General features: G+C 66.1%; 10 protein-coding genes. 9 read left to right on the forward strand and 1 reads right to left on the reverse strand.

Going from position 1 to position 13,089, the window contains the following annotated elements; translation table 11 throughout:
* The 8 genes from RMO01_RS00750 to RMO01_RS00785 all read left to right on the forward strand — a co-directional run.
* Positions 1-376: hypothetical protein (locus RMO01_RS00750; protein WP_309627139.1), on the forward strand; the 376-nt coding region annotated here is incomplete at its 5' end.
* A gap of 366 nt (positions 377-742) precedes the next feature.
* Positions 743-1,330 carry a hypothetical protein gene (locus RMO01_RS00755; RefSeq protein WP_309627140.1) on the forward strand — a complete coding sequence of 196 codons (588 nt, stop codon included), beginning with the start codon at positions 743-745 and terminating at the stop codon, positions 1,328-1,330.
* Between the two features lie 2 nt (positions 1,331-1,332).
* Positions 1,333-2,043: a L,D-transpeptidase gene (locus RMO01_RS00760; protein ID WP_309627141.1), complete on the forward strand. Its 711-nt coding sequence runs from the start codon at positions 1,333-1,335 to the stop codon at positions 2,041-2,043.
* Between the two features lie 556 nt (positions 2,044-2,599).
* Positions 2,600-3,184 (forward strand): RNA polymerase sigma factor, encoded by a 585-nt coding sequence (locus tag RMO01_RS00765; RefSeq protein WP_309627142.1) that lies wholly within the window; start codon positions 2,600-2,602, stop codon positions 3,182-3,184.
* Positions 3,162-4,100 (forward strand): DUF4880 domain-containing protein, encoded by a 939-nt coding sequence (locus RMO01_RS00770; RefSeq protein ID WP_309627143.1) that lies wholly within the window; start codon positions 3,162-3,164, stop codon positions 4,098-4,100. The genes RMO01_RS00765 and RMO01_RS00770 overlap by 23 nt, the downstream gene beginning before the upstream one ends.
* 93 nt (positions 4,101-4,193) lie before the next feature.
* On the forward strand, positions 4,194-6,482 hold the full coding sequence (locus tag RMO01_RS00775) for a TonB-dependent receptor (RefSeq protein ID WP_309627144.1): 2,289 nt from the start codon (positions 4,194-4,196) through the stop codon (positions 6,480-6,482).
* 73 nt (positions 6,483-6,555) lie between these two features.
* The gene (locus RMO01_RS00780; RefSeq protein ID WP_309627145.1) at positions 6,556-8,094 is read left to right on the forward strand and encodes an amidohydrolase family protein; all 1,539 of its coding nucleotides are present in this window, start codon (positions 6,556-6,558) and stop codon (positions 8,092-8,094) included.
* Between the two features lie 50 nt (positions 8,095-8,144).
* Positions 8,145-10,748 (forward strand): TonB-dependent receptor, encoded by a 2,604-nt coding sequence (locus tag RMO01_RS00785; protein ID WP_309627146.1) that lies wholly within the window; start codon positions 8,145-8,147, stop codon positions 10,746-10,748.
* Positions 10,749-10,927: 179 nt separating this feature from the next.
* On the opposite strand, the gene RMO01_RS00790 is transcribed toward RMO01_RS00785, so the two are convergent.
* Complete coding sequence (locus RMO01_RS00790) at positions 10,928-11,902, reverse strand: sodium-dependent bicarbonate transport family permease (RefSeq protein ID WP_309627147.1); 975 nt, start codon at positions 11,900-11,902, stop codon at positions 10,928-10,930.
* A 31-nt stretch (positions 11,903-11,933) separates the two neighbouring features.
* On the opposite strand from RMO01_RS00790, the gene RMO01_RS00795 reads away from it, so the two are divergent.
* On the forward strand, positions 11,934-12,869 hold the full coding sequence (locus RMO01_RS00795; RefSeq protein WP_309627148.1) for a LysR substrate-binding domain-containing protein: 936 nt from the start codon (positions 11,934-11,936) through the stop codon (positions 12,867-12,869).
* Positions 12,870-13,089: the final 220 nt, after the last annotated feature.

Here is a 13,089-nt window from a genome sequence, read left to right on the forward strand (position 1 = left end):
CGCGGGGACCACGCGCGCCGAGATGGTGGTGATCTTCTCCGAGAGCGTCGAGCACGTGAACCTGACGGCCCCGACCTGGGCCGGCGGCATCCGCTATGAAAACTATGTCGAGCCGACCTCGATCGTGGCGGAGACGATCTCAAGCAAGGACATGGATGCCTTCGTCATACCGGCTGATCCGGACGGCGAGGCGGCGACAGCGGCAGTCCACGATGTGAATCATCTCCGGACCGGTCTGGACACCTTCCTTCACGCATCCTGGGACGAGCGGCTCATCGTCGTTCCCGACGAGGGCATGCTGGACTTGGTGCTCGTGCCGGAACTCACTCCGATGGCCGCCATGACCGAAGGCCACAACCACACCGACTGGATATAGAGCTCGGCAAGGTCCGCTCACCACCCTTAGCAGACCCTCACCCTGTCCGCTCCTGAGCCGAAGCCGCGATGTCCGCTTCTCGGCCACAGGGCGGTGACCGCGTGGAGGACGTTCGAGCAGACAAGCGATCAAATGCCATCGGCCGCTTGCTTCCATACTGACAGCCCACCGCTAAGCCTCGCGCTCCGGCAGGGTAATCAGCCGCCTGGGATTCCTAGGATAGGTGGGCGCAAGCTTGGGCTCGGGCGGTAGACAGTCGAAAATGGTTAATATAACCGTGATCAGGCGGGTCGCAGACCTCCCTCAGGGTTCGCCCGCCAAGGGAAAAGTGAAGTCTCGCGGGGACTTGAGAGGGTAGCTGGCTGAATGGATCCTATCACTTCAATCGTGGCCTCCATGCTGATCTCCGGCGCCGCAGCGCCGGCGGACGGCCATGGCTGTGCCGAGGCGCCCCATTACGGCGATGCGCCCTGCTCGTGCACGCGCGTCGTCGACTTCTACGGCCCGTGGACCGGCGGCGGCGCACACTGGCCCGGCCCGGGGGGTTGGGGTCCGCCGATCAACAATCCGGGTCCTCCGATCCATGTCCGCGCCCCCGGCATCCGCGTCGTCGGTCGCCCGATCAACGTGGCCGGCCCGACCGTCTACATCGCCGGACCGCCGGTCTATGTGGACGCGCCGCCGATCCGAATCGCCCCGGCCCAGATCTACGTCCAGCGTCCAGAGGTCCATGTCCGTCCGTCGGAAATCATGGTCGAGCCGCCGCAGGTTCATTTCTCGGACTGCGCCGACGGCACGGTCTGCACGCCTGTCGACGGCGACAGTGGTGGGGGCATGCCGGCCTACGAGGCAACTCCGCCGCCGGTGGGCGAAGCCGTTGTGCTTCCGTCAAGAGTGTCGCCACCCCCTCCGCCGCCCGTTCCGGTCTATCCCCCCAAACAGGATCGTAACTGACTGTGACGGCCGAGGCCCGCGAAGGGGCGACAGCGCCGACGGGCAGTCCCACCGCCTGGCGCCGCAGGCTCCGGCGAGGGGCCGGCGCCGCGGGACTGGCGCTTGGGCTCCTCTTCGCCGTTTCCTCCACGGCGGCCGCGCGACAGCAGCCGGCGCCGGGCCAGGCGGACGCCGTCGAACGGGGGGCCTCGCCCGCCGTTCAACGGTTGAAGTCGTGGGTTCTTGAGACCGGCGACCATCAGGGCCTGCCCTTTGTCCTCATCGACAAGGTCAACGCCCAGGTCTTCGCCTTCAACCGCGACGGGCGGCTGCTGGGGGCCACACCGGTCCTTCTGGGTCTGGCGCGAGGAGACATCGCGCCGCCCGATATCGGCGATCGCCCCCTGTCCGCCATTGCGCCGGAAGAACGCATCACGCCGTCGGGGCGGTTTGTCGCCTCGACCGGCGAGAACCTGAGCGGGAAAAGCATACTCTGGATCGACTATGCCGGCGCGCTCTCGCTGCATCCCGTTGTCACGGCCCGGCCGGCCGATCGTCGTCTTCAGCGCCTGACCACGCCGACCTCCGAGGACAACCGGATCTCCTACGGGTGCGTGAACGTCCCGGCCGCCTTTTACGAGGAGATCATCGCACCGGCCTTCAGAGACACAGCGGGGATCGTCTACATACTGCCCGAGGACATCTCGATCGCGGAGGCCTTCCCGGGGGCCTGACGGGTTTTAAGGACGATGGCGCGACCGAGGGAGGGTGTCGTCAGCCCAAATGATCGAAGGCTGGCTTGGGGCGTAACAGGTTAACTGCATCAAGTCGAAAGCCGCCCGACCCTGCCTGAAATCAGACAACAGCGGCCGCCCAAGCGGAAGCCGCGTTGGGGCAGAAGCGGCGAAGGACTGGCCTGCTGATCAAGTGACGCGCCGCGTGGGTGGTGAGGAATCTCTGCGCTGAGGCTTGAGATTTGAACCGCTCCCGATGCCGGTCCCGTCGTCAGATTGGAAAGTGTGAATTCTCTGCTGTCCTGCCCCCTTCCTGATCCCTCGGCCTGTTGCTTCCTCACGTAGACCGGTCACGCCCACAAATGGGCCGTCGCCTGATGATGCTCGGCGCAGCTCACGAATGTCATTGCTCCCTACCCCACCGTAGGCAATGTTGCAGTGCAACGCCGCAGTGTTGGCTGGAGTCTCCCGTGATCTCGCCTAAGGCATACACTCGCAACTGCCGTCGGTAGGCGAGAGAGTGCGCGCTTCCTCTCAACGCACGCGCTGGCTGGCGATGGAAATCCTGCCCCATGAACCCGCTCTTCGGGCGTGGCTCATCCGGTCAAAGGTGAACGGGCTCGAGGTCGATGATGTCGTCCAGGAAACCTATGCCATCCTCATCGGGCTCGACACGGTCGAGCACATTCGCAACGCCAAGAACTATCTGTTCCAGACCGCGCGTTCAGTCGTCCTGCGTCACCTCCGAAGGGCCAGCGTCGTCGCCTTCCAGCCTCTGCTGACCGAGGACGACACCCGCCTGGCCGTCCAGGACGCGTCGCCGGAGGACGTCGCCATCTTTAGAGACCGTCTTCGCGAGGCTGATCGTCTGCTCGGCGCACTCCCCGATCGCGCGCGTCAGGCATTTCTGCTCCGCCGTGTCCAGGGACTCAGCCAACGCGAGATCGCCGAGACCATGCAGGTCTCCGAAAACACTGTCGAAAAGCACATTGGCAAGGCGCTGCGGCTGATCATGCAGTCGATCGGTGCAACCAATGGCGGAAAAGACGACGCTCAGGTATCTACACCTCCGACAACGACAATCAGGTCGGCCGAAGCCGCCGGTACGAGGACGCGGCTTGGCTCTGATCCCGATGAATGAGATTGACGCGACCGCCGCCGACTGGGCCGCCCGGGTCGATGGCGGTACGCCGGACCCACAGACGGAGGTCGCGCTTGAGCGCTGGCTGGCCGAAGACGTTCGCCACGTTGGCGCTTTCGCTCGCGCACAAGCCCTGTTGCTGGCATTTGAGGACGCCGTCGGGATGCCAGATGACACGACGTTGCGGCACGGGCGCTCCAGTGTCGCCACCAACCGACGCCGTTTCCTGTGGGGCGGCGGTCTGGCGGCTGGCTTGGCCGCAGTGAGCGTGGCCGGCCTGTGGCTGGCCCGCGCCGACCGGGCCTACGCGACCGAACGCGGCGAGACGCGCGTCGTGGCTCTTGCCAATGGCGCGACCCTGACCCTGAACACGCTCAGTCGAGCGCGGGTGGCGGCCGATCCGGCATGCCGCATCACCCTGATCGAGGGCGAGGGCCTTGTCCGCGCGAGCGGGCAACTGACGACTGCGACCTGCGCCGGCGTCGATCTGTCGGCGGAAAACGCCCTGTTCAGCCTGCGCCAGACCGAGGAAGGCGGTCTGCTGACCGTCTTCGAGGGTGTGGTTTCCGTCTCTGGACTCGACACCTCGGTCCAGACCGGTGGTCGCGTAAGACTGACGCCCGGGGCGCCCACGGTCATGGCGACGCTGGATGAAGGGGCGCTGGAGCGCGCCCTCGCCTGGCGGGACGGACGGATCGCTTTCGAGAACGCCACCCTCGTTGAGGCGTCGCAGGAGTTCGCCCGTTACAGCGCGACCCCGATCCGGGTCGCAGCCGGCCCCGCGCAGGACATACGGATCTCGGGGCTGTTTGCCGCTGAGGATCCCGCAGCCTTCGCCCGCGCCGTGGCCGTGACCAGCGGACTTCGGGCCGAAAGCCGCGACGGCGCGATTTATCTGTCCGGACCCGGCTCTTAAGTTTTTTCACGATCGCGTGGCGGAAATCTGAAGGCCGCGCATCCCGGTTCCCAGAGGGGCCGCAATCACTGGGGTTCCTCGAGGGGAACCCACATGAACATCAAAGCATCTCGACTGCGAACGCTGCTTGGCTGCGGCGTCGCCACCTCCGTCCTCCTGCTCGCCGCTCAGACCCAGGCCCAGACGGCCGATGCCGTTGCGGAACCGGAGCCCGATCAGTCCTCACAACTCGACGAGATCGTGGTCACCGCCCTGCGGCGTGAGACCAACCTGCAGGACACCGCTCTTTCGATCAGCGCCCTCTCCGGCGTGACCCTGGAGAAGATGGGCGCCAGCACGCTGCAGGACATCATCGCGGCCGTTCCAGGCCTTAACCTGACCGAAGGCAATACCGGCCAGCGCCGGATCTCGGTCCGGGGCGTCCAAAGCGCAGGCGAGAGCACCGTGGGCCTCTATCTGGGCGAGACGCCCATCACAGGTCCGAACTCGGCCACCTCCGATCCGTCGAGCATGACGCCGGACCTGAACATGTTCGACGTCTCGCGCGTCGAGGTATTGCGCGGCCCGCAAGGCACGCTGTTTGGCTCGGGTTCCATGAGCGGCACCTTCCGCGTCGTGTTCAAAGAGGCGGACATCTTCAACTACGAGGGCGCGGTGGACCTGACAGGGACGACCATCCGGGGCGGTAGTGAGGGCTACGCCGCCCGCGGCATGGTCAATGTGCCCCTGGTCGAAGGGCTGTTGGGCGCGCGTCTGGTCCTGTACGATGAGTTGCGCGGTGGCTATGTCGACAACGTCCGTCTGAGGCAGGAGGACATCAACGAGGTTCGCGCCTACGGCGGCCGGCTGATGCTGAACTTCACGCCGGTGGAGACCTTCAAGGTCACCGGTCTGGTCACCCTGCAGAATCAGGATGCGGCCGACAGCAACGGCTGGATGCCCGGCGTCGGCGAATACAAGAACGACAACTACACCAAGCTGTCCTTCCCGAACGAGTTCCGCCTCTACAACCTGGCCGCCCAATGGGATCTGGGGGCGGTCACGATCAACGGCTCGACGTCGATCTATAGCTGGGACGCCACCAAATACATCGACGGCAGTCTTGCGGCTCTGTCGGTTCGTGCGGCCGGCACATATTGCGCGCGCTACAACGGCGTCACCGGCGCGTGCAACGCGACCCAGCTGGCCAACTATCGCGCCTATATCGACTCCGTCTTCCCGCTCAGCGGCTACCAGCCGATGGAGGTCGAGAGCCGCATCCACGAACTGCGCGCCACCTCCAACTCCGACGGCCCGCTGACCTGGACCGTCGGCGCCTTCTACGAGGATCGGTCCGACAGCGCCGTCTCCTCCACGGTCGAGGCCGACCCGATCTCGGGCGAGGCCTATGTGCCTATCGTCTACAACTTCTCGCGCAGCATCGCCGTCGATCTGACCCAGAAGGCGCTCTACGGCGAGGCGACCTACGAGCCGTTCGACGGGTTCCGGATCACCGCCGGCGTGCGCGCCTATGAGTACGAGAAGCTCTCGCGCTCACAGGTGCTGTCGACCAGCTTCATCAACGCCTCGATCGCCGGCCCCCTGACCACCTATGACAGCAGCGCGAGCGGCCAGGTGTTCAAGCTGAACCTGAGCTACGACATCACGCCCGACGCCATGATCTATGCCCAGTATTCCGAGGGCTTCCGGCCGGGCGGAATCAACAACACCCCGGGCCTGACGCCGGACCTGATCCCCTACTCATCGGACAGCCTTGAGAACTACGAGATCGGCGCCAAGACCAGCTGGTTCGACAACCGCCTGACCGTCAACCTGTCGGCCTACGAGATCCGCTGGTCGAACATGCAGATCGCGGCGAACATTCCGAACTTCAGCTTTATCGCCAATGTCGGGGCCTCCACCATCAAGGGGCTGGAGATCGAGGCCAGCGCCCGTCCGATCAGCGGCCTGTCGCTGAACGGATCCATGGGCTTCGTCGACGGAACCCTGGACGTGGATCAGACCACCGGCCTGATCGTGGCGGCGGGTCGGGCGGGCGACACCATCCCGAACGAGCCTGAATTCAAGGCGGCGTTCGCAGCCGACTACACCTGGCCGATCGGCTCCGAGATCGATGGCCTCCTGCGCCTCGACTATTCCTACACGGGCGAGTCGATCTCCACATTCCGCCCCAACAGCCCCTTCTACGAGACCATGGGCGACTTCTCGAGCGTCAACCTGCGCGGCGGCGTCGAGGGCGACGGCTGGGGAGCCTACCTCTTCGTCAACAATCTGTTCGACGAGGTCGGTCTGGTGAAGGTCGCGTCCAGCGCCACCCAGGAACAGCTGACCTTCAGCATTCCCCCGCGCACCGTGGGTGTGAACCTGCGCCGTCGCTTCTGAAACCCTCTCCATGACTTCCGGCGGCGCGACCCCGCGCCGCCGGCCTTTTTTGCCTGTTTTGAAAGTCAGCCTCATGAACGGTTTCACCCGCAAGGATTTCCTCCGTTTCTCCGCCGCAACGACAGCCGCCGCCGCCGCCGGGCTCGGCAATGCGACAGCCGCACAGGCCGCCGCCCTGCCCCGTTCGACCGCTGAAGCCCGCCGCACCCTGATCAAGGGCGCTTCACTTCTCACCATGGAGCCGACGCTAGGCGAGGTCGCCAGCGCCGACGTCCTGATCGAAAACGGGATCATCGCCGCGATCGGGCCGAACCTGGCCGCGAGCGACGCCGTGGTCATCGAGGCGGCCGAGATGATCCTGATGCCGGGTATGAACGACGGCCACCGTCACGTCTGGGAGTGTATCGAGGCCGGTCGCCTCGTGAAGACCCACCCCGCCGGCTACAGCACCTACCAGTCCTGGAAGATGAAGGTCATGGCCTGCTTCACGCCCGAGGACCACTACATGGCCAACTATATCGGCGGTCTGCAGTGCATCGACTCCGGCGTGACCGGGGTGCTCGACTACGCCCACGGCCAGCAGGACCAGGCCCGCGCCCTGGCCGCCGCGCGGGGGCTGAAGGAATCCGGCGTCTCGGGCTGGTTTGCCTACCAGGACAGCCACACCATCACCTACGGACCCGGCGACACCCTGCCGCTGGCCCACGCTGCAGCCATGCGCGAAGAGTACACGACCGACGCCCACTGGGCGACGATCGCCGCCGTCCAGGAGCAGATCCTGTCCGACACCTCCCACCCGCTGCAGATGGGGGTGGCGATGTCGAACTCGTCCTACGGCAAGCCACTCGAACTGATCCGTGACAAGGAAATCGGTCGCGCGCGGGCGATGGGCATCAAGATGATCGCGGCCCATACGGGCAAGCCCAAGGTCGAATGGCCGGCCGGCACCCTCGGTCACCGGGGCAGCGGCATCCAGGACCTCTATGAGGCCGGCCTCCTGGGCGAAGACTACCATGGTTCGCACGGCGCCCTGATCACCGATGAGGAGTTCGCCATTATGGCCCGGGTCGGCGCCAAGCACTGCGCGTCGGCCGTCGGCGAGTTCCCCTACCGCGCCGCCGGAAACGGTCTGTCCAGCCACTGGCGCGCTCGCCGGGCGGGCGTGGCCACCGGCATCGGCATCGACGTCGGCGTGGCCCTGACCGAGGAGTATTTCGAGCATGTCCGCGGATCGTTCTGGAGCATGTACCTGAGCGATGAGGGCGCAGCCGAGGCGGCGACCTACAAATCCGAGGACGTGCTCGACTACGCCATCCGGCTGGGCGCGCGGGGTCTGGGACGCGGCGACGTGACAGGCACGATCGCCGTCGGCAAGCGGGCGGACCTGGTGCTGCTGCGCACGGACCGCTTCAACTTCCCGCATATCGGGGGGCTGGCGGACCGGGTCGTCAACTTCGCCAACATGCGCGACATCGACAGCGTCTGGGTGGCTGGCCGGATGCTCAAGCACGACGGCGAGATGATCGGGGTCGACTGGAAGCGGCTGAAGCAGCAGATGATCGACATCCAGGCCCGCGTCTGGGCCCAGGCGGAGACGATAACCTTCACCTGACCTGTGGCGCACGAGAGACGTTCTTCCTTAAACAACGGCCCCGGCGACGCTTGCTTGTCGTCGGGGCCGACATCGTCCGGGTGCTGTGCAACATTTTCACGGTCGCCCGCCCCTCCCTCGACGGACGACAAGGTCAGGGGGTGACCGACATGGCCGCAGGGTGGCCTCTCAGGTTGATCGCGCTGGTCGTCACAGCCGCCGTCGCGTCGTCACCGGCGTTCGCCCAGTCGACGGCGACGTTTAACCTGCCCAGCCAGCCCCTGCCCCAGGCGCTTCCGGCCTTCGCCCGACAGGCCGGCGTGCAGATCCTGGCCCCGACCGGCGAGATCGCCTCGGTCCGCTCCCCGCCGTTGGCCGGTTCAATGGACGTCAGGAGGGCGCTGCGCCGACTCATCGCCGGATCCGGCCTGGAGATCGCCTCGGACCAGGGTGGCGTCATCCTCCTGCGAGTGGCGCAGGGGCAGGCCTCGCAGAGGCTGATCGACGGTGAACCGGCGCTGTTGTCGGAGGTGGTGGTCACCGCCCTCCGGCGCGAGACCTCGGCGTCCCGGACGCCGATCTCGATGGTCGTCCTGCAAGGCGAAGACCTTGATCTGCGCGGTGCGTCCAGCCTGACGGAGCTGCAACCGCTGGCGCCCGGCCTGAACCTCACCGAGATCAATCCGGGCCAACGCAGGCTGTCGATCCGCGGCGCCCAGAGCGCCGGCGAGAACACTGTCGCCCTCTACCTAGGCGAGACGCCGGTGACGGGTCCGAACTCGGCGACCTCGGATCCCAGCAGCATCACCCCAGACATCGATTTCTACGATTCAGCCCGCATTGAGGTGCTGAAGGGTCCGCAGGGCACGCTCTTCGGGTCCGGCGCCATGAGCGGCGCGGTGCGCGTCGTACACAACAGGCCTGATCTCGACGAGATGTCCGCGCGCGTCGACGCCGGGGCCAGCGTTGTCGAAGGGGGCGGCGCCGGCGGGTCGCTTCACGGGATGGCCAACCTTCCGTTGATCGGAAGCCGGCTCGGCCTGCGGCTGGTCGGTTACGACGTCGATCGGCCGGGCTTTGTCGACAATACGGTGTTGGCCCAGCAGGACGTGAACTCGGTGCGAACGCGAGGAGCCCGTGCCGTGGTCCGCTACGAGGCGACCGGGACCACCACCCTGACCGTCACGGGGTTGTTCCAGGACCAGCATGTGCGCGACGCCAGCACATTCGACGGAACCGACGACGGCTACCGCAGCAAGGCGCTCGCCACGCTGCCGTTTCCTAACCGCTTCGGGCTCGTCAACGCCGTGCTGGAGCAGGATTTCGGCTTTGCCCGGCTGGTGGCGTCATGGTCGGGCTATGACTGGACGGCGACCAAATACATCGACTCCAGCCAGGCGGCGCTCATGGCGCGGCAGACAGGGGCCCAGTGCTCTCGCTACGTCGGCGCGCCCGCGCCCTGCGACGCCGGACAGTTGCAGCAGTATCGCACCTATATCGACGGGATCATGCCGCTCGTGGGGTATCAACCCATGTCGGTCCGCTCCCGGATCAATGAGCTTAGGCTTCACTCGCGACCGGGCGGCGCCATCGACTGGACGCTCGGCGCCTTTGTCGAGGATCGCGACGACACGGCATCCAGCGCCACGGTCGAGTCCGACCCGCTGACGGGACTGGTCGAGACGCCGATCCGCTACACCTTCCAGCGTCGGAACTCGGTCAGTCTCGTCCAGAAGGCGGTCTTCGGCGAGTTCGGATACGCCGTTACACCCGATCTGAGGCTTCGCCTCGGCGCGCGTCGCTACCAGTACGACAAGCGGTCCAGTTCACAGGTGCTCATCACCAGCTTCATAAACGCTTCGGTAGCAGGCCCCGAGGCGGTCTACGAGAATGACGCGGACAGATGGGTCGGTCGGGCTGCGGCAAGCTACCAGCTCAATCCTCATCTCATGCTCTACGGCCAGTACTCGGAAGGCTTCCGTCCTGGCGGTGTCAACAACACGCCCGGGCTCGATCCGGAGCTCGTCACCTTCAGCGCGGACGAGGTCCGGAGCGGCGAGCTGGGCCTCAAGAGCACGGCGCGCGATGGTCGGCTTCTGGTGGATTTCGCTCTCTATCAGGTCAAGTGGGACGACATGCAGGTCCAGGCCCGGGTGCCCAACTTCATCTTTATCGCCAACGCTGGCGCCGCCACGATCCGCGGCGTCGAGGTCGAGGGTCAGGTGCTGTTCGATGAGGCCTGGAAGGCGAGATGGTCCGTCAATCTGATCGAAGGTCAGTTGACCTCACCTGCCCCCACCGGTCGCTTCGACGTCTCGGGTCGAATCGGCGACCATATTCCCTACGAGCCCGACCTGCGTCTTTCGGCGGCCGTAGAGAACCTGATGACTTTCGAACGGGGTCTGACGGTCAGGTCTTCGCTGGAGGGGGTCTACATCGGCACGGCCTCATCGACGTTCGACCGAAGCGATGTCTACGCCGAGACCATGGGCGGCTACGCCGTCGTCAACGCGGCCTCGAGTCTGGAAGCCGGAGATTGGCGGCTGGGCCTCAGGATCTCCAACATGTTCGGGTCGCGGGGTCGGATCTGGGTCGCTTCGCGCGCGGAGCTCGAGCAGAGCACCATCGCCGTGACACCCCGCCGTCTCGAGCTGTTTCTCGGTCGACGATGGTAGATCAGCAGATATCTGGCTTCTGCAGGAGCGTTCCCCGCCGGATCGGCGGTCTGCCTGCATAGGTCACGCCGCAAAGCAGACCCTTCGCATCGCGCGTGTGAGTTCGAGTTTGTGCCAAGGTCTAACACGCGCCAGAAACCGTCACGTCCTCAGCGCCGGAAAACACGCCATCACCGGAGCTATTGCCACAACCAGACCGCCGCGGCGGTGTAGAGGGCGATGCCGAGCGTCAGGTTGAAGGGGAAGGTGATCGCCAGGGAGGCGGTCACAAACACACCGGCGTCCGCCTGGGGAGCCGCCAGCCGCATGGCGGCGGGCACCGCAATGTAGGAGGCGGACCCCGCTAGAATGGTCAGGAGAGCGGCATTGCCTGCCTCCAGTCCCACGAGACGCGCCAGACCCAGCGCCACCCCCGCCGAGAGCAACGGAAATCCGAGGGCGAAACCGACGACGCCGGGAGACAGTTTGCGGCCTCCCTCCATAAGCCGGCGAGCGGCGACCAGGCCGATGTCCAAAAGGAAGAAGCACAGGGCCCCTTGGAACAGCGGCCCCACAAACAGTTCCAGCCTGACCATACCGGCTTCGCCGGAAACCAGCCCGACCAGAAAGCTGCCCAGCAGCATGACGGTAGCCGCGCCGACGAACACCTCCCTCAGGATCGTCCGGCGCCGCCCCGGCTCGCCACGACCGGCGCCGTTCAGCAGGACGAGGGCCGTCAGGATCGCAGGGGTTTCCATCAGGGCGAGCACTGCCGCCATATAGCCGCCGGACGAGAGGCCGATAGCCGCCAGATGCTGCTGGCCGGCGGCGAAGGTCACGACCGAGACAGAGCCGTAAGTCGCAGCGAGTGCGCACAGGGTCGGACGATCAAGCCTCGGGACGCGCTTCAGAATGAAGAACGCGACCAGCGGCATGAGGGCGCTGAGGGCGAGGCCGATGGCCGCCGCCGACAGGAAATCCCCGTTGAACCCCGCCGCCCGCGCCTCCACCCCGCCTTTGAAGCCGATGCAAAGCATCAGGTAGAGCGAGAGAGCTTTGGCGACCGGCTCGGGAATGGCGAGGTCGGACCGGGCGAACGCCGCCGCAGCGCCGACGAAGAAGAACAGTATGGCCGGCGACGTCAGAAGCGCCAGGCTGGTGGAGAAGTCAGGCATGCGTCAACCGGTCCGCTGAAGGTCGGTCCGAGTGACCTCGACCGGCGCTGCGATCCAGTTTATTGGCCTAATACAGGTTATAACGGACGTTAATGACATGGCCGATCGGATGGTCAACCTGGATATCGACCTGCTGCGCGCTTTCGTAACGGTCGTCGAAACCGGAAGCTTCACGCGCACGGCGGCATTGCTCGGCAGGACCCAGCCCGCCGTCAGCCTTCAGATCCGCCGGCTTGAGGATCAGTTGCGATCCCCGCTGTTTGATCGCGGGGGCAAGGGCGTCGGCCTGACGACGGAGGGCGCGGCGCTACTGCCGCAGGCCCGCAGGTTGCTGCGGCTGAACGACGAGATCGTGTCGACCCTTGGAGAGGGAGACCTTGAGGGCGAGGTCCGGTTCGGGGCGCCCGAGGACATCGCGACGATGCATCTGCCCGGCATCCTCGGGGCTTTCGCGCGCAGCCATCCGCGCATCAAGCTGTCGGTGACCTGCGACTACACCGCCAACCTGCTCGACCAGATGTCGCGCGGCATACTTGATCTGGCGCTGATCAAGCGTGAGCCCGTCGGACCCGAGTTGGGGGTTCGCGTCTGGAGCGAGCACCTGGTCTGGGTGGCGCTGGACGCTTCGATAGTTGAGGCGTCGCCGCTGCCGCTGATCATCGCGCCCGCTCCGGACATCTATCGCAAACGGGCCCTCGGCGCGCTTGCGGAGGCAGGCATCGATTTCCGCGCGTCTTTCACCTCGCCGAGCCTCGCCGGCCAGATGGCGGCGCTGCGTGCCGGCCTCGGAGTCGGCGTGCTTCCCGCCGCCATGGCGCCCCGTGACCTCGCCGTGCTGGGGCCGCCACTCCCCGCGCTCACGGACAGCGAGATCGCCCTGGTTTCCGCACGGGGCGCCGGCGGGCCGGCCGGGCTGCTTGCGCAGGAGGTCCTGCGGGCGTTGGAACGAGGCCCGATCCCGGCATGACGCCAGTCCGTCCGGACCAACACCATCGGCCTCACTGATCGGGAAGCTGAGTGGGTCGGGCCTTACGGCCCGACCTTGCCGTCGCGGGTCCTGATCCAGGAATAGAGCATCGAGCCGCCGATCAGGCCGAGGGTCGCGATCAGGGACCACTGCGGCTCGAGATAGGGCACCAGCGCCTCGCCTGTCATGTCCTTCCACGCCTTGTAGAGGCCGAAGTTCC

Source organism: Brevundimonas sp., assembly GCF_031412435.1.
Lineage (GTDB): Bacteria > Pseudomonadota > Alphaproteobacteria > Caulobacterales > Caulobacteraceae > Brevundimonas.